The 17863-nt window shown below is 53.7% G+C and carries 16 protein-coding genes and 1 pseudogene; 9 read left to right on the top strand and 8 right to left on the bottom strand.

Features of this window, described 5'->3' with window-relative positions; all coding sequences use genetic code 11:
• Window positions 1-10: 10 nt before the first annotated feature.
• Window positions 11-853, top strand: a complete 843-nt coding sequence (locus IMQ56_RS14210; protein WP_196063993.1) for a LysR family transcriptional regulator — start codon at window positions 11-13, stop codon at window positions 851-853.
• Here the strand turns inward: IMQ56_RS14210 and IMQ56_RS14205 are convergent.
• Both IMQ56_RS14205 and IMQ56_RS14200 read right to left on the bottom strand, forming a co-directional pair.
• The gene (locus IMQ56_RS14205; RefSeq protein WP_196063994.1) at window positions 840-2345 is read right to left on the bottom strand and encodes a carboxylesterase/lipase family protein; all 1506 of its coding nucleotides are present in this window, start codon (window positions 2343-2345) and stop codon (window positions 840-842) included. The genes IMQ56_RS14210 and IMQ56_RS14205 overlap by 14 nt on opposite strands.
• 42 nt (window positions 2346-2387) lie before the next feature.
• Window positions 2388-3731 (bottom strand): VOC family protein, encoded by a 1344-nt coding sequence (locus IMQ56_RS14200; RefSeq protein ID WP_196063995.1) that lies wholly within the window; start codon window positions 3729-3731, stop codon window positions 2388-2390.
• A gap of 227 nt (window positions 3732-3958) precedes the next feature.
• On the opposite strand from IMQ56_RS14200, the gene IMQ56_RS14195 reads away from it, so the two are divergent.
• On the top strand, window positions 3959-4882 hold the full coding sequence (locus IMQ56_RS14195) for a LysR substrate-binding domain-containing protein (protein ID WP_003857247.1): 924 nt from the start codon (window positions 3959-3961) through the stop codon (window positions 4880-4882).
• A 41-nt stretch (window positions 4883-4923) separates the two neighbouring features.
• Here the strand turns inward: IMQ56_RS14195 and IMQ56_RS14190 are convergent, their stop codons facing one another.
• The 3 genes from IMQ56_RS14190 to IMQ56_RS14180 all read right to left on the bottom strand — a co-directional run bounded on the left by IMQ56_RS14190 (window position 4924) and on the right by IMQ56_RS14180 (window position 8201).
• On the bottom strand, window positions 4924-6615 hold the full coding sequence (locus tag IMQ56_RS14190; protein WP_196063996.1) for a methyl-accepting chemotaxis protein: 1692 nt from the start codon (window positions 6613-6615) through the stop codon (window positions 4924-4926).
• Window positions 6616-6774: 159 nt separating this feature from the next.
• Window positions 6775-7893: an S-(hydroxymethyl)glutathione dehydrogenase/class III alcohol dehydrogenase gene (locus IMQ56_RS14185; RefSeq protein WP_017693450.1), complete on the bottom strand. Its 1119-nt coding sequence runs from the start codon at window positions 7891-7893 to the stop codon at window positions 6775-6777.
• Between the two features lie 32 nt (window positions 7894-7925).
• Window positions 7926-8201: a metal/formaldehyde-sensitive transcriptional repressor gene (locus tag IMQ56_RS14180; protein WP_003857256.1), complete on the bottom strand. Its 276-nt coding sequence runs from the start codon at window positions 8199-8201 to the stop codon at window positions 7926-7928.
• 606 nt (window positions 8202-8807) lie between these two features.
• On the opposite strand from IMQ56_RS14180, the gene IMQ56_RS14175 reads away from it, so the two are divergent.
• The 6 genes and pseudogenes from IMQ56_RS14175 to IMQ56_RS14150 all read left to right on the top strand — a co-directional run bounded on the left by IMQ56_RS14175 (window position 8808) and on the right by IMQ56_RS14150 (window position 11646).
• The gene (locus IMQ56_RS14175; RefSeq protein WP_196063997.1) at window positions 8808-9119 is read left to right on the top strand and encodes a hypothetical protein; all 312 of its coding nucleotides are present in this window, start codon (window positions 8808-8810) and stop codon (window positions 9117-9119) included.
• A 339-nt stretch (window positions 9120-9458) separates the two neighbouring features.
• Window positions 9459-10082 (top strand): annotated as a pseudogene (locus IMQ56_RS14170) (transporter).
• A 143-nt stretch (window positions 10083-10225) separates the two neighbouring features.
• A complete protein-coding gene (locus IMQ56_RS14165) occupies window positions 10226-10498 on the top strand; it encodes a CsbD family protein (protein WP_003857263.1) in 273 nt (90 codons plus the stop codon).
• 187 nt (window positions 10499-10685) lie between these two features.
• Window positions 10686-10925, top strand: coding sequence for a regulatory protein YcgZ (ycgZ, locus tag IMQ56_RS14160; RefSeq protein WP_003857265.1), 240 nt, complete (start codon window positions 10686-10688; stop codon window positions 10923-10925).
• A gap of 119 nt (window positions 10926-11044) precedes the next feature.
• Window positions 11045-11344: a hypothetical protein gene (locus tag IMQ56_RS14155; protein ID WP_017693452.1), complete on the top strand. Its 300-nt coding sequence runs from the start codon at window positions 11045-11047 to the stop codon at window positions 11342-11344.
• Between the two features lie 23 nt (window positions 11345-11367).
• A complete protein-coding gene (locus IMQ56_RS14150; protein ID WP_044596271.1) occupies window positions 11368-11646 on the top strand; it encodes a biofilm development regulator YmgB/AriR family protein in 279 nt (92 codons plus the stop codon).
• An 83-nt stretch (window positions 11647-11729) separates the two neighbouring features.
• Here the strand turns inward: IMQ56_RS14150 and IMQ56_RS14145 are convergent, their stop codons facing one another.
• Entirely contained in the window at window positions 11730-13187 is a 1458-nt protein-coding gene (locus IMQ56_RS14145) for an EAL domain-containing protein (RefSeq protein WP_196063998.1), read from the bottom strand.
• Between the two features lie 285 nt (window positions 13188-13472).
• On the opposite strand from IMQ56_RS14145, the gene IMQ56_RS14140 reads away from it, so the two are divergent.
• Window positions 13473-14357 carry a hypothetical protein gene (locus IMQ56_RS14140; protein WP_023296585.1) on the top strand — a complete coding sequence of 295 codons (885 nt, stop codon included), beginning with the start codon at window positions 13473-13475 and terminating at the stop codon, window positions 14355-14357.
• A 33-nt stretch (window positions 14358-14390) separates the two neighbouring features.
• On the opposite strand, the gene IMQ56_RS14135 is transcribed toward IMQ56_RS14140, so the two are convergent.
• Complete coding sequence (locus tag IMQ56_RS14135; protein ID WP_196063999.1) at window positions 14391-15566, bottom strand: HlyD family type I secretion periplasmic adaptor subunit; 1176 nt, start codon at window positions 15564-15566, stop codon at window positions 14391-14393.
• Complete coding sequence (locus IMQ56_RS14130) at window positions 15563-17728, bottom strand: type I secretion system permease/ATPase (protein ID WP_017384015.1); 2166 nt, start codon at window positions 17726-17728, stop codon at window positions 15563-15565. Before IMQ56_RS14130 ends, IMQ56_RS14135 begins: the two co-directional genes overlap by 4 nt.
• Window positions 17729-17863: the final 135 nt, after the last annotated feature.

Genomic DNA, 17863 nt, shown 5'->3' with positions numbered 1-17863 from the left:
AAGGTGAGATATGTCGCGTCGTTCATTTCCGCTCAATGCCGTAGAGACGTTCATCGTGACCGCGCGTCACCTGAATCTTACCCATGCCGCGAAGGAGCTTTGTCTGACGCAGGGGGCGGTAAGCCGCAAAATTGCCTCGCTGGAAAGCTGGTTCGGCTTCCCGCTGTTCGAGCGCCATGCGCGCGGCCTGCGCCTCTCCTCACAGGGAAGCGCCCTGCTGCCGGAGCTGCAATCTGCGTTCGAGCACCTGCTGAACGTTGCTGAACAGGCGCGAACGCACCAGACCGTTATTCGTCTGAAAGCGCCTACCTGCGCGATGCGCTGGCTGGTGCCGCGTCTGCTACAGGTGGAGCGCGAACAGCCGGAACTCCAGATTGCGCTGACCACCACCACCGATCATAACGTCAATTTCAAAACCGAATCCTGTGACGCGGCGATTGTGTTTGGGACGCACATAAGCGCCGGCGATCTGCTGTTCGAAGAGGCCTTAACTCCAGTGATGAGCCCGCTGCGGGCCGGTTCTGCGCTGGAAACACTCACCTTCCTTCACCCCACGCGGGACAAAACGGACTGGACGCTGTGGCTGGCGAAACAGCCGGGTCCGCCGCCAGCTATGCTCAAAAATCAACACTTCGAAACCATGGATCTGGCCATTACCGCCGCCATTCAGGGGCTGGGCATCGCCATCGCGGATGAAACACTGGTGGAGGAGGATGTGCGCGCCGGACGGCTGATGCGGCCTTTTGACACGAGCATAAAGACGGGGGCGAGCTACCGGCTGGTATTACGCGACGCACCCGGCCCGGAGAACGGGCTGGATGCGTTTCGCGCCTGTCTGCTCAGTCGAGGCTGACGTGGTGTTTCATCACCCGTTTGAAGAGGCTCATACGGGCACGCATGAAGCGGTTTTCAAGCCGAAAACCTGCATGTTTATTCACACCAATACGTAACAGCACGTCCCGCCCTTTCCGGCAGGCGGGCCAGCGCGTGGGCCCTGCCAGGCTATCGCGTGCCCCCGCATCCCGGGCGAAGCTCACCCAGTAGTCCGCCACCTGAGCGGCGAAGGCCAGATCGCGTTCATTCACATACTGCCGCGAGGGTTCCACCTGTCCAAGGGTATCGAACACGTAGGGCACTTCGTTGCCGTGCCAGGCGCCGTTGATGTACGTCGCGTGCTCCGCTTCGGCCACATAATCAAACCAGTATCGCCAGCACAGGCCTCCCGCCCGCTGCTGGGCCTGCATCACCACGTATCCCATGGTGGTGAAGGCCATATCGCGGCATACCTGCCTGCCAAGTTCCTCATCGCCCTTCACGCCGGGATAAAGCAGCTTAATCAGCCCCAGGCCAAAGCGCCGTTCACGGCGAAGCTTCTGGATCTGCCCGGCAAGATCGACCCCGAATACCGACATCACGCTGGCTTCGTCGCTGTTTGACCCAATCATCACCGGTACAGGATGCTGACGGGCCGCGAAAAAGACGTCGAGCATGGCCTCAGGCAAAACGCAGTCACCCACGATGGGCGCAGGAGCGATATTCAGCGGCGAGGTCAGCGGCCAGAACGCCTCAGGCGGGATCGCGCGAAGCTGTTCCGCGGTGGCATTGTGCAGGCCGAAATGGTCGGCAATCGCTTCACCTTTATGCATGGCCTGCTCGCGCGAGGTGTCGGGCAGTGTGTACCCGCTTTGCACAATGGCTTTATGGAACAGTCCTCCCGCAAGCGGAGAGGCCATCAGCGACAGCACGCTGCGCGCACCGGCCGACTCGCCAAATACGGTGATGTTCTCAGGATCGCCGCCGAATGCCGCGATGTTATCGCGCACCCATTCCAGGGCCTGAATCTGATCGAGCAGCGCAAAGTTATGCACCACGCGCTCTTCTTCCCCCTCCAGCGCCGGATGGGCAAAAAAGCCGAGGTGTCCGAGACGGTAATTGATCGTTACCACCACCGCGCCGCGCTTCGCCAGCGCCCTGCCGTTATACGGAGGCAGCCCGCCAGCGCCGAGGGTAAATCCTCCGCCATGCAGCCAGACCATCACCGGAAGCGGATCGGCGCGTGCGACTGGCGACCAGACGTTAAGGTACAGGCAGTCTTCAGAGAACTGGCCGGGATCGCCGCCGCCCAGCTCCTGACAGCTTTCGCTGCTCTGCCAGCTGGAGGCGGAGAACGCCGTCGCCGGACGTACGCCGTCCCAGCGCGCGGGGGGACGCGGGGAGCGCCAGCGCCACGGGCCAACAGGGGGTGCCGCATAGGGAATGCCGCACCACACGTGGGTATCGCCTTCAGTAAAACCAATCAGTGCGCCCTGGCGCGTTTCAACCACAGGGGCGGAGGGATTTTCCATACCAACCTTCTTTTTCCATCACACCCTTGCAGAGTAACGGTTTCAGAGCAAACCGCAACGCTGTTTGCTGCGCGCTTCCGCCTCCTCGTAAAGCGAAAACTCGTCGTACACCGCACAGCCGAGCGCGGCTTCGAAGGCATTGCGGCTGGCATTGCCGTGGCTGCGCGCCTGCGTTTCATTGCCGAGATTCGACTGGAAGATCCCCGCTGCGCTGACGGGCAGAAAATCCTCGTAGGTGATGGGCTGTGCCACAACCCAGCCGCGTTCGATCAGCGGCTGCGGATCGTCGCCGGGACGAAACGCGTGGCGATGCGCCTCACCTGTCGGGGTCAGACGGTAGCGGAAATAGGCCAGCCCCTGACGGCGCAGGAACATTTCGCTGTCCGGGAACGTGCTGAAGATCTCGCGCAGGTGAAGCTGGTGGGTCAGGTTGTCTTTGCCGGTCCCGGCCTGATTTAACAGACTGTCGTACAGCTCGCGCCCTTTCGACGTAAGCGCCACGCCGCGCTGCTCAATCTCACCGAAACGCGCGGTATGGGTGCCCTTGTGTTCTCCTGCGAAAAGCACCGGCTCCTCCAGCGCCTTAAAGCTGGTCTGGCGCAGGAGGATCGGCACCTCGCGGCGCGGCGGGCCTTCAATCAGAATTTTCGGCTCGATGCCGTACTTCGGCATCAGCTCCTGCACCCGGTCGATATCCAGCGTGCGCGGCGTGAGATGGTTGATATGGCACCCCGGGAAACAGACCACGTCGGCAATCAGGCGATGTTCGTTGCTCAGCGCCAGATAGGTTTCCTGATCGACCGTCGCATGGCGATGCCAGCGGAAGGTTTCCAGGGCTTCCTGCACAAATTCGCGCGCCTGTGCCTCAGTAAAGTGTCCCTGCGTATCATGCAGGTCGATCAGTTCCAGGCAGCGCGGCGTAAAGATGTTGCGCCGGGAGAGGATCTCCGCCGCCCTTTCGCGCAGCGCAACGTTTTCAATCAGCTCCAGGCGCAGCAGCGAGGTAAAAATGCGAAACGGATTACGGCAGAGCGCCGCATCGTCTGTCGGACGAAACGCCGTCGAGTGGACGGGCACGCCCGCCTGGGAGAGATCGTAATAGCTGACCGGGTACATGCCCATAATGGCGAAGATCCGGCGCAGGGTGGAAAGCTCCTGCGCGGTGCCAACGCGGATCGCACCGTGACGTTCAACATTCAGTCGCGCCAGTTCGTCTGCGTTTGCCAGTTGTTCATGTAAAAGTGGGTTATTTTCCAGAACCGCCAGGTTAACGTCCGCCACCAGTTCCAGCAAGGTGCCGTACTGCGGAACTTCCTGCTGGTACATCGCCGACATAGCCTGCGAAAAGTGTTCCCGAATATCATCAGCCGTGATGGTGTTCGCCATGATGTCATGCCTCCAGTGAATACTACCTGGAGTGTAGAGAAGCCCGTTCCTTTCGTTGGGAAGAATTTACGAATTGTGATCCAGGCAGACGAGTGGTCAAAGCGTGGGCATTTTCGAAAAACGGTTGTAACTCAAACAGATCAAATGTTAAAAATATTTTGCTATCAGGTTATCAAATTCAAACATCTTAACTTGTCACCCGCGTCGCTCTGTTTTTAACATCGCCTATGGAAAAAAATGGTCTGTTCAGTCAGCGCATACGCTTGCGCCATTTGCATACTTTTGTGGCCGTCGCTCAACAGGGAACGCTGGGGCGAGCGGCTGAAACCCTTAACCTCAGTCAGCCTGCACTATCCAAAACGCTGAACGAACTGGAACAGCTTACCGGGACCCGCCTGTTCGATCGCGGCCGTCTGGGGGCACAGCTTACGCTCGTGGGCGAACAGTTCCTGACGCATGCCGTTAAAGTTCTCGATGCCCTCAATACCGCCGGTCAGGCGTTAAACCGTAAAGAGGAACCGGCCAGCGATATCGTGCGCGTGGGCGCGCTGCCAACGGCGGCGCTGGGCATACTGCCTGCGGCGATCGGCCAGTTCCACCGTCAGCAAAAGCACGCCACGCTTCAGGTCGCGACCATGAATAATACCATGCTGCTGGCGGGCCTGAAGTCAGGCGAGCTGGATCTGGGCATTGGGCGAATGTCCGATCCGGAACTGATGAGCGGCCTTAACTACGAACTGCTGTTCCTGGAATCGCTGAAGCTGGTGGTGCGTCCGAATCATCCCCTGTTGCAGGACACCGTAACCCTGAGCCGCGTGATGGAGTGGCCGGTGGTGGTCTCACCAAAAGGAACCGTTCCGCGTCAGAATGCGGAAGCGTTGCTGCAAATGCAGGGCTGCACGCTGCCTTCCGGGTGTATTGAAACGCTCTCGGCGTCGCTGTCGCGCCAGCTTACGGTGGATTACGACTACGTGTGGTTTGTGCCGTCTGGCGCGGTGAAGGACGATCTGCGACGCGGCGTGCTTACGGCGCTGCCGGTAACATCACCCGGCGCGGGAGAACCCATTGGGATCCTGACGCGGGTAGATGCCCCGCTCTCTGAAGGCGCCCAAACGCTGTTAAGCGCCATTCGTAAATCAATGCCTCTCTGACCCTAAACGCAGAACCCGCCGCGAGGGCGGGTCTGTCTTACTCAGAACGTTTCCCAGTTATCACCTGAGACGGCCGCCGCCGGGGTTAAAGGCGCGGGTTTCGCTGCGGTTGCAGCGGCTGAAGTCCGTCCTGCGCGCGCCCCGTTGAGACGAAACGCGCCAACGGCTTCCGTCAGACGTGCGCCCTGCTCTTCCAGCGAGGCCGCCGCCGCAGAAGCTTCTTCCACCAGCGAGGCATTCTGCTGCGTCACCTTATCCATCTCGGAAATCGCCTGGCTTACCTGAACAATGCCGCGGCTCTGCTCATCGGACGCCGCGGCAATCTCCAGCATAATATCGGTGACGCGTTTAACCGCCTCGACGATCTCATTCATGGTATTGCCCGCCGCAACCACTTCCCCGGAACCCTGATCGATAAGCGACACCGATTCATTAATCAGGCTTTCAATCTCTTTCGCCGCATTCGCGCTGCGGCTTGCCAGGGTGCGGACTTCACTCGCCACGACCGCAAAGCCGCGTCCCTGTTCACCCGCACGCGCCGCCTCGACCGCCGCGTTGAGCGCCAGAATATTGGTCTGGAACGCGATACTGTTAATCACGGCGGTAATTTCAGAGATCTTCTTCGAGCTGGTGGAAATATTACCCATGGTTTTCACCACGCCGGAGACCATCTGCCCCCCGCGGCTGGCCTTACCGGAGGCATCTTCTGCCAGTTTACTCGCATGATGCGCGTTATCGGCGTTCTGTTTCACCGTCGCGGTGAGCTGCTCCATGCTGGCCGCCGTCTGTTCAATCGCCGCCGCCTGCTGCTCGGTACGGGAAGAGAGATCGGTGTTACCCGCGGAGATCTCGCTGGTTCCACGGTAGATCTCCTCCGCCCCTTGCCGCACGGTGCCCACGGTTGTCACCAGCGCGTGCTGCATCCTTTGCAGATCGCGCGTCAGGCGGCCAATTTCGCTGCGTCCGGTCGGTTCGTCCGGCATGGTCAAATCGCCTTTTGCGATATTTTCGATACGCGTAGCGGCTCGCTGGAGCGGGTTTATCACCGTACGGCGCAGCACCACAAAGGTGATGACCGCCAGCGCCAGCGCCAGGCCAAACGCGCCGAACATAAACATCAGCCCCAGCCGGGTGCGGGTGTGAGCCTGTGCCGTCAGCGCGTTGGCGCGTTCGGTGCGGATTTTTATCGCCTTCAGCAGCACCGCGTTATAGGCATCGTCCAGCGGACGCGCGGTCTCATTTTCGTGGTTAATAATGGCTTCAAACATGCCGTTTTTGGCATATTTCAGCATCGGCTGCATACCGGCGATGTAGGCGTCATAGCGGGCTTTCAGATCGCCATCCAGCGCTTCATCAGCCGGGGTACGAACGGTGCGCTTCATATAAGCGGCAAATCCATCCTGCGACTGCCTGATGCGGATCTCAGCCTCAGCGATGTTTTGTTTCATCGCCTCCATCTCCGCGATACGGCTGGCCGCACCCGCGTGGATCATGTTGATACGGGCAGTGCGTAAATGGTTGGAACTGTTTGACAGACCGGTGCGCACCTGGATTTCTGCCGTGACATCCTGCTGATCGTTATCGGCCTGGAGCAGGAAATAGCCTGCCAGACCTGAGCTCAATGCAAACAGGAGAATAATGCCACCGAGAATGGAGGAAAACAGCGGAACCAGCCGGATGTGATGCAAGAAACTCAGCTTAGGCTGCGCCTGCATCGATGTTGTGTTGTCCATGACCGTCGACTCTCTTATAGGTAAGATGCGTAATAACACGCCTGTAAAAGAGTCATCGGCACGCCAGGGAATTAAATTACGTCTAAAAGCGCCGGACAGGTCACACTTTAGAGAAGATCAGGGAAGAAATGCCAGCGGAAAAAACCGCTGGCAGAATAATCAGTTGTCGCCGAAATGGATAACGGTACGAATGGATTTTCCTTCGTGCATCAGATCGAAGGCTTCGTTGATCTGCTCCAGCGGCAGGCGGTGCGTAATGAACGGATCAAGCTGAATTTTACCGACCATCGCATCTTCAACCATGCCCGGCAGCTGAGTACGGCCTTTCACGCCGCCAAATGCTGACCCGCGCCATACGCGCCCTGTCACCAGCTGGAAGGGACGGGTTTTGATCTCCTGACCCGCGCCGGCCACACCGATAATGATGCTCTCGCCCCAGCCTTTGTGGCAGCACTCCAGCGCTGAGCGCATTACGTTGACGTTGCCGATACATTCGAAGCTAAAGTCCACGCCGCCGTCGGTCAGCTCAACGATCACGTCCTGAACCGGTTTGTCGTAGTCTTTCGGGTTGATAAAGTCGGTCGCCCCCATCTCACCTGCGAGCTTAAATTTCTCCGGGTTGGTATCCACAGCAATGATACGCCCAGCTTTCGCCTGTACCGCGCCCTGGATAACCGCCAGACCGATCCCGCCCAGGCCGAACACCGCCACGGTGTCCCCCTCTTTCACTTTCGCAGTGTTATGCACCGCGCCGATACCGGTGGTGACACCGCAGCCGAGCAGACAGACTTTATCCAGCGGGGCCTGCGGATTCACTTTCGCCAGTGAGATCTCGGCGCACACCGTGTATTCGCTGAAGGTGCTGGTACCCATGTAGTGATAAATGGGCTCGCCGTTATAGGAGAAACGGGTGGTGCCGTCCGGCATAAGTCCTTTGCCCTGCGTGGCGCGCACGGCCTGGCAGAGGTTAGTTTTGCCGGATTTGCAGAACTTACACTCGCCGCACTCTGCGGTGTAGAGCGGGATCACATGGTCGCCGGGCTTCAGGCTGGTGACGCCTTCACCCACTTCCACCACCACACCGCCCCCTTCGTGGCCGAGCACCGCCGGGAATACCCCTTCCGGATCGTCACCGGACAGGGTAAACGCATCGGTATGGCAAACGCCGGTGTGGGTAATTTTGATCAGCACTTCGCCTTTCTTCGGCGGAGCAACATCAATTTCAACGATTTTCAGCGGCTGGCCTGGGCCGAACGCGACAGCTGCGCGAGATTTCATGATGTCTTTCCCTTGTTGTGAGGTGTGTGGGTTTATTTTAGATAAGAGCGCAGTAAATGGCCGACTTCCGCCATCCGCACTGCCCGCTGATCCGGGGTGGTCTCCCCCGTCACCAGCTCATCTTTGAGGTGAATTTCGACCATTTCCCCCATCAGACCATTGGCAGCGCCGCGCACGGCGGCAATTTGCTGCAAAATGGCGAGACAGGGATCGCCCGATTCCAGGGCGCGTTCAAGGGCATCAACCTGGCCCCGAATGCGGCGGACGCGGGTCAGAATACGTTTTTTATCTTCGGGTGAATGCGGCATACGCCCTCCTGATACTATAGGGGGGTATTGTATCTGTTAATACGATTTTATGTAAACATGAAGTTTAGTGTGGGTTTTAAGTAGAGCCGTAGGAAATGTGAAAAATCAGCGTCTGGAGTTAATATTGGTGACTCGCTGATATACCAGAAGTGGGCAATCAGGTGCGTCATGAGCGAAAAGTAGATTGGATAAATCCATGGCAGACATGCACTGTCCCTTTAAAATTTACGTGTTGGTTGTTCTTGTTATTAAGTGTAATGCAAGTGTGGTACAGATGAAGTCATACAACGTCATTCTCCCTTAAAAATCCTACTTTTAAAGACTTGTGCAAGCACACTACCCCCCACTAAAGAATGTAGGTGTCATAAGAATACGAAAAAGAATAGACTAATACATGTTGGATATATTTATCTTTGATAACATTTAGCCTGTAGTAAACAAAATAAGTCGGATACAGCATGTTCGGACAGAAAACATTGCTGAAACTGGTTCGGATCCGGTTTATCTAATAGAATTTCTCTACACTTTGATAAATATTACTATCACAATTGGGTTTTACAAATTGAATTCGGATCACAACGCTTCATCATTAAGGAATGACTAAGTATGAAAAGAATTGTTCTCGCCTCTTTGGTTTTAGCTTTTTCGTTATCTGCTAACGCAAATCAATTAAGCATTGATGACCAAATTAATAATGCTTGCGCTAAGGCCTTAAGCGGTGACAAAGAACATTTGGGTGACTTCCCGCCAGATAGTTATGCTGCAACAGTCAGTCCGAAAGTTAAAGATGCTTACAACGAAGTTTTAAAATCTCGGTCCTATATTGTAAACGATCAGAGTTTACAGAATGCAACCAGTTGCGCCAACCTTGTTAGAGGTAAACTGAAATCAAAAGGTGAGTACACAGAAGAAAAATAATTGCCAGGGTGGAGAAACAGCATTTTTTGTGGAACTGAACGCTTTCTCTATCAGAGTTCGTTCTTAAAAAAACATCGACAAGATAGTTCCGCAGCTGTGTTTTCCACCTCTCGCTGGTCCCTCAATACCCTAACATCCCGTTGCCTGAAGGCACCCTCCGTAATGACAGCGCCCGCCTAAACAGCACAGACGAGGCTGACGATATTTACGCTTTCGTCTCGTCGTGACCAACCCTATTTAGCTCAAAATGTTAAAAATTCGCACTTATATGGCACAATGTGAACAGAAATAACATTCGCGTCACCTAACATATTCGCTACAAACAAAATGGTGGTGTTAATGATTGTACTAAAGAGCTTTTTATTCTTCGTTGGCGCAGCGGCCGCTTGCGCACTTATTGTACTGTGTCTTTGGGTTGATATGCGGTTTGTCGGCCATGATATTCCGGAATTATCACTGACCGAAATTATGCAGGAAACGGTATTAGCGACTATTGTCTTTCTCCATTTTCGTCTGGCGAAAATGGACGAATCCATGCGTTACTGTAATATTCTGGTGGGCGGATTTTTCCTGACAATGCTAATTCGTGAACTGGACGCGCTTTTTGATCTCATTTCTCATGGGAGTTGGGTGTGGTTCGCGCTGATTACCGCTCTGCTGGCGTTAATTCGCCCCGTTATGCATTTTCGCGCTACCCTGGAACAGCTGGCATAATATACCCAATCCCCCTGGTACGGCATTCTGTTGAGCGGCCTGCTGGCTGTACTGGTCTTCTCCCGCCTCTTTGGAATGCAGGTGCTGTGGCACGACATCCTGGAGCATGGCTATATGCGTGTCGTGAAAAACGCCGTGGAGGAAGGTTCGGAATCATTCGGCTATATGCTGTGCCTGGCCGCATCCCTTGGCTATTACGTTACCTTTCGCACTCACGCACGGCAGAAACAGTCTCTTCGCGCTGCGTAGAGAACGACATTTTTTGGACTTTGTGGTGGTCATGTAAGAAAGACATGTCCTAAAAAGGGGCAATCTGCCGTCGATTTCAGCGAATTCTCGCTCACTCCTGCAATCAGCGTCTATCCTTAGACTACCAACAAAAGGAGGCTGGAATGTCTGATTTCGACACTGATAAAAATGCACAGTACGCTGGCGATAAAGCCAAAAACAAACTTGATGAATTATCCGGCTCTGCGCAGCAGCAGTTTGGTGAATTCGTTGATTCCCCTAAACACCAGGTGAAAGGTGCAGCGAAAAAATATGCTGCCCAGGCCAGTGATGCCGTCTCGGATGTCACTGAAGCCGTCAGAAACAATCCCTTAACGGGCTTAATCGCTGCGGGTGCGGTAGGTATCGTTCTGGGACTTCTGCTGGGACGTAAATAATTTCAGGCCCTTCGGGGCCTTTCCTTTTCCCCTCTTTCCTGCTCTTTCCCCCCCTATTGTTGATAGTTTTCCTAACAAAAACACGATCCATGTGAAAAGTTGTACAATTTTAATGTACAGATTTGATCGAATAGTATAAATTCAATGCCACTGATGTTACAAAATTGTTTGTTAACGGTGGAAAATTATGCGTCGCAACCATGCTCCCTCTACAGCAGAAAGCGCTATCACCTTGTATTTTAACAAGGATAACGTCCCTACACAGCAGGAAACCCTTGGTGCCATCGTCAGTGAGATCATCAAAGAAAATGTACAACTGAGCAGAATGACAATCTGTACAAAGCTGTTGCGCAGAATTGAAGAGTCAACGTCTGACGTTGAGAAAGCGCACTATAACGGTCTGATAGCCCTCTTCTTCGAGCGTTAACCTGAACACTGTTTTTTTAACTTACTAAGTTAGTCATGCTGAGTGAGAATAGAGCTCCTGAATGCGATGACTAACCCCATGCTACAGCCTGCTGCGTGTAGCAGAGTGAGATTGAAGCTATGCATAGAACTAAATTTGAACGACTTAAGGATGACCTTATCGGTGAGGCCGTATTATCCATACTGAAAGAGAACGGACCTATTACCTTTGTGTCTCTTGCTAATCGCCTGCGGGCGATGGCTAACGTTGAATCAAATGATGAACGTAAAAATGCATTGATTGCCGCTGAAGATGAAGTGCGCCAGCGTGTAACCGGCGTCTCGCACGACCGGGGAAGAGTGATGGGCGATTATGAAATTGGGCGCATGCGCTCTCTCTTTACTCACAACACGCTTCTGACCCCAGACAAGAAACACTAATTTTAACCGAAACGGTGACCACCATGAGTAAAGCGATTATGCAGCAAACGTATAATTTTGAAGCCCTGCACGATAAAGGACTGGCGGAACATTTTCTTAATGCTGGAAAGCATCTCAGTGGTGAGGTTGAAGTGTTGGGCTCGGCAATACGCTGTATTATGCTGACCGGTGACAATCTCTCAAATAAAGAGATTATCCTGCAACTGATTCACGCCCTCGAAATTACCGAGGAGCCCGAAGCCTGCGATGTCATTCGAAACACGCTTGAAATTGTTGTCGGTTTTACGCGCGATGATATCTGATAACAGATTATTGCCCTGGTGAGTGACTGTTTTGCTGGTGGTCGAAGAGTTAAGTCTGTCGTACCACCAGTATAGTGAAACCATTAACTAAATAGCCGTACCATTCGATCCAGCTCATCTTCTTTAACCGCCCGGGAAAGATAATATCCCTGGAAGCGCTTAACCCCTAATGCGACAAGTTTTTCAAATTTTTCTTCGCTATCGACGCCTTCCGCAACGCATTCCCTTCCCGTCATGTCGCTGTATATCTGTATCGCTTTAATAATGCTATTGTCATTGTCGTTAGCAACAAAGTGCTCGACTATATCGCGGTCAAGCTTCAGTCCATCAAAATTAATCTGTCGGATGGGTAACATAGCGTAATCTCTGGAAAAGCAATCATCCAGAAACAGCCGACATCCTTCGGCGCGTAAACGCTGGAGAGTGACAGGGATATTTGGATCCTTTGTTACATCAATGGTTTCAGCTAATTCGAAGACAAGTTTCCCGGCCCACTGCGGTTTCAGTAACATTTCAACAGCCTTTTTCGCCATTCCCGGCAGCGCGTTCCCGGCAGCCAGTTGAGGAGGAATATTAACCGAAAAATAATATTTTCCATTGTATCTGTTGATACCTGATACGGCCGCGTGAATGACTAACGCCGTCAGCTTGAGCCAAATTTCGCCATTTTTTATCCCATCCAGAAATTGGCCTGGTTTCAGGACCTGACCGTTTTTATGCCAGCGCAGCAGAATTTCAAAGCCTACTCCTTTTTTATCGCCATCGGTAATAATTTGATAAGCCGCAAAGATTTCCCGCTTATGTAACGCCTGCAATATATTTATTTCTGCTTCCGAAAACCCCTGCGCTTTGTTCTTTACTGCACAGACCTCATCCCTTAAGACACGTGCATCGCTAAACCACACTCTGATAAGATATAATTTACTCAACCCCACTTTCCGATGGGTATAAATGGTTTTATCTGACAACCCTAACCTCGCTGACTGCTCTTTTATCGAAATACCCCGATAAAAATTCAGCAATACGGTTAACTCACGTTTTGTTAAACCATGCAGGCTTTCCTTACCTTCCTTCTCAGGTCCTTCACGCAATAAACGTGACGAATCGGCATGCACATCAGAAATACTCTCTACACAATTCATTACCTCTGAAATATTCGCCACCCTGATCCTCGACAACGATTTGGTATTATTAACGAGACTTTTCAGCGTGGCATAAAGCCATCTCTCTGGTATTGCACCATACAGGGTCACGCTACAAATAACCGGCAGTGCATTCAGAACCGAGACCAACCGTTTCAGGCTTTCAAGAAAGGCAGTCACGTCGCGACCAAGAAAAACAGAAACTTCAGGTTGTTGATTTTGCATCATTTTTTGCACATCACCTGAGCAAACTTCATCCTCTTCAAAATGGAGCCGCGTGGCGTTTACGCCACGAGACTTGAGAAGCAGGCTATACCCCTCGAAGGTGAAACCGCAGGCTGAAATAACGAATCGTTGCTTGTAGCAAGTACCTTGCATAAAAGGTAAGTTTTGAGACATAACCTGCTCCTGAGAATGTAAATATCATTCCCAAATGTGATTAAAGCCAATATTCTTTGTCGCATTGAATAATTTTACCGCACCCCATTTGGTTAATAAACCGTTATCAATGTTATGCACGGGAACATCTTTGCGTTAATCAACCCACTCATCCATATGCAGCATAAATATTACTTTCTTTTCATATAACGACAGTAAATATGCACTTCACAAGGTATAATGAAAATTCCGAAAAAGAAGACCGGACACTTCATCTTATCGGCCCAGACAAAAAGAGAAAATGCTATGGATAATCACATTTCATCCAGGGCTTTGCTACATCGAAGGGATGTTATTAAAAACAACCCGCGATTTGGTGAAGCTATAACAGAGCACTACAGAATCAATGATGCCATTTATAAAAAACAACCCTTGTTCTACAAAACGATGCTTCAGGAATCACGCTTCAACATAATACTGTCAATGTGTTGTTTTGTTTTTGGTAATCAGGCTGAGTCAGTTTCAGAGATAAAGGCACTGTGTACCCGCTATAATATCGCCAGTCCTAACAGTGTTATCGCGATCATCACCATACTTAAGACCACCGGGCGAATTAAGACCTGGCGCTGTACCGAAGATCGCCGAAAAACAAAAATCGCGCCAACGGAAAAAGGACTGGACGAGCTGAAACGCTATATGTCTGGGGCATTTACGCCTGTCAGCATTCTTTATCCGACATTCAACATTAATGTTAACCTTCTGGACAATGACATTTTGAGGCACAACTTTTTCCGGCGCGCCGCAGAGTACCTTTTCCGCGGATTAACATTCAGGAAAGTGCTTCCGGAGGTGGGTTTATTTATTGATAAGGATGGTGGCCGAATGATTATGCTCTATCTCTATTTGCAGGCCATTAAAAACAAAACAGCACACGGTGCCATAATAGCGTATTCAGCCAGCACGCTGGCAAAAGAATTTTTCGTCTCGCGTATCCACGTCAACCGCATTATCAAATCGGCGCAGGAGGCAGGTTATCTTAAAGATCGCGGCGATGGCCGGATGTCAATTTACCCGGCCTTTATCGAGCTGGTCGAAAATTATGCCGGATTATATTTTGCGTATGTCACACATTACATCAACGTGGTACCAAAAGAACGACGCCATGCTGTCAACATGACGCCTACACTCTGATCTGACGGGCGTTCGGTTTGCTGAACGCCTTTTTTATCGCTCGCGCAGCGCCTCTTTTGCCTTATTCAATGGTTTCAGCAGATAATCAATGACGGATTTACTGCCGGTTTTGATATCAACCGTGGCTATCATGCCCGGGAACACCGGGAATTCCTTGCCCTGCCTGTTGGTCAGATGGTTACTGTCCGTACGGATATAAACGCGATAATAATAAACATCCCGTTTAACCTCGTCCTGAAGGGTATCCGGGGAAATCATCGTCACCTCCCCTTCCAGCCCGCCGTAGATCGAGTAATCATAGGCGGTGATTTTCACCAGCGCTTTTTGCCCGGGATGGATAAACGCGACATCGCGCGGCGAGATTTTCGCTTCTATCACCATCTGGTCATCAAGCGGTACCAGGCTCATCAGTTTGCCGTTCGGCGGGATCACCCCGCCCACCGTCGTCACGTCAATGTCCTTCACGATGCCACGCACCGGCGCATTAAACGTTAAGCGGGTGAGTGAATCTTCGCGTCCTTTCATGACCGAACGCTGCGCTTCCATTTCCGCGTTCGCTTTTGCCAGTTCTTCGCGGGCGCGAACGTAGTACTGGTTTTTCATTTCGGTGATTTTGCTCTCCAGCTCATTTTTTTGACGTTCAAGGCGTAAGACTTCGACCTTACTGGCCGCCCCCTGCGTCACCAGCGGGCGCGTTAATGCCAGTTCACGCTGCACGAGATCTGCTCCCTGGCGTAAACCCGCCAGCCCTTTTTCAAGGCTTTCGCGACGTGACTGATAAAGCGCCGTTTCCTGTTTGACCAACTCAATGTCGTCATCCAGCTCTGCCGGGAATGTCAGCGCGGTGTCGTTCACCTCAGCATTCAGACGCGCGGCCGTCGCCATCGCAGCGTTTAATCGAGACTCGCTCTCCAGCACGCTGGACTCGGTTTTCGTCCGGTCCAGTTGGGCAAGCTGTTGACCACGCTCGACGATATCGCCCTCGCGCACCATCAGACTGTGAATAATCCCTCCTTCCAGGGACTGGATCACCTGCTCGTGGGAGGACGGGATCACCTTGCCGCTACCCGTCGTGACCTCATCCAGCTGGAACAGGCTGGCCCAGGTAATAAAGACCACCAGCAGGGCAAACAGCGACCATGCCACCAGCGACGAACGCGGCAGGCGGGGGTCCTTCAGCCGGCTGTTAAAGCGGGAGAAATCATTCATGCCACGCCCTCCGTTTTCAGTTTAACCGTGCGCTGCGGCGCCTGCTGCGGGGCCATTCCGTGCTGGCGTAAAATGGCATCACGAGGGCCATCCATCACCACTTTGCCGTTTTCCAGGACGATGATGCGGTCAACCAGGTCCAGAATCGGCAGACGATGCGTCGCCACCACCAGCGTCCGGCGCTTACCGAGCCACTGGTGCAGATGCTGGATAAACTGCTTCTCGCTGACCTCATCCAGCCAGGCGGTGGGTTCATCCAGCAGCAGAATATTCGGCGAGGTGATCAGCGCGCGCGCCAGCAGCAGCGCCTGACGTTGCCCGCCGGAAAGCCCCGTTCCGCCCTCATTGATGATGGTGTTCAGCCCCATTTTCTGCTTGCGCACAAACTCCAGCGCGCCGCTGTTGACCAGCGCCTGATGGATTTCCTCGTCTGTCGCCAGCGGATTACCCATCAGGATGTTGTCGCGTACGGAGCCGAAGAACAGCCGCGCCTGCTGGCTGAGCAACTGCATGTCGCGGCGCACGTCGGCCGGGTCAAGATGATTGAGAGCAATATCGTCCAGCAAAATGCTGCCCTGCTGTGGCTCCTGCATTCCCGCCAGCAGATGCAGCAAGGTGCTTTTCCCCGAACCATTCCGCCCGAGCACCGCCACGCGCTCCCCTGCGCGAATGCGCAGTTTGCTGATATTCAGCACGGTAAGCTTCTCTTCTTCATCGTAATAAAACCCGACGTCGTCCAGCCGATAATCACCGCGCAGATGGGCTTTATGCACTTTTTTGCCGTGCTGGGGATCGTCAATCGGGCGCTGCATCAGGTCATCCAGTCCCTTGCGGGCCACCTTTGCCGACTGCCAGCGGGAGAGCACGCCGGAAATCTGCGACAGGGGCGCGATGGTGCGGGACGCCAGAATCGAGGTCCCCACCAGCGCACCGGTGGTCATGTCGCCGCTGATAACCAGATAACACCCCACCAGCAGCACCACGGCGTAGACGATAGACTGCACCTCCTGGGTCCAGGTCAGCAGCAGCCCCGTCAGCCAGCGCTGCTTCATGCCGACGCTCGCGGCAACGTCATTGGTGTTATTCCACTGGTTCTGGAACCTCTGCTCGGCGCGCATTAGCTTGATGTCCTCAAGCCCCTGCACCGCTTCCACCAGCGTGGCGTTACGAATCGCCGATTCACGCATCCCTTCGCTGGAGAGTTTTCCCAGCGGGCGCTGCACCAGCAGGCCGGGAATGAGCAGCAGCGGTACGGCCAGCAGCACCACCAGCACCAGCGGGCCGCCAATCATCCACAGAATGAAGACGAACAGCAGGAAGAACGGCAGATCGGAGATAGCGGCAATGGTGGTGGAAGTGATCAGCTCCCGCACCGACTCCAGCTCGCGGATCTGGGCGATAAACGACCCGGTCGATTTCGACCGTGCGCCGTTTTTAATCCTCAGGGCGTGGGCAAACACGCGCTCGGAAATACGCAGGTCGGCGCGTTTCCCTACCACGTCCGAAATATGCACCCGCAGCATGCGCATGATGAATTCAAACACGATGGCGATCATCACACCGCCAAACAGCACCCACAGCGTGGCCTCCGACTGGGACGGCACCACCCTGTCATATACCTGCATGGAAAAGACCATGCCGGAGAGCGCCAGCACGTTGGCGACCAGCGCCACCAGCATTATGTCGCTGTAACGACGCCAGTCTTTCAGCGCCAGCTGCCAGAACCAGTTTTTCTCATAGGGTTTGATGTAATCATCCACGCGCGCATCCGGCGTGGACTCCAGGGGACGCAGCACCATCAGCCCCTTTAACCGCGAACCGAGTTCGTCGCGCGTCAGCGTCGTCTCCAGGCCCCCGTCGCCGCTAAACTGCACGCTGACGTTCCCTTCGTTGTCCATACGGTTGATGACCGCAATTTGCCCGCCGGTGAACTCCGCCAGCAGCGGTAAACGCCACGGATCGAGCGCTACGGCTCCCGCCGCCACCCAACGCATCCCCAGCCCAAGCTGGCGCGCCATCTCCTCCAGCACCAGCTGGCGTGGAGACTGGCTTTCATGGTTAATCGTGACCCGAACATGCTCCGCCGAAAAATCCAGCCGATAATATTTCGCGATGATGAGCATGCCCTGCAACCAGGGTTCGTACTGCGGATGTGTCTTCATAATGCTACGTCCTGTTCAGGGCGATGATTTCGCACTGAAATGATACCTTTCCGGGATGATTAGAAATCGAACACTGTCTAAACGAGCCCGCAAAATAATCTTGTGAAATATAGGGTTATGGCTATTCGTGTAAAG

Source organism: Enterobacter sp. Res13-Sevr-PEC09-46, assembly GCF_015672585.1.
Classification (GTDB): domain Bacteria; phylum Pseudomonadota; class Gammaproteobacteria; order Enterobacterales; family Enterobacteriaceae; genus Enterobacter; species Enterobacter hormaechei_C.
Note: the sequence above shows the minus strand (reverse complement) of the source record. Positions and strands in the feature narration are given on the sequence as shown.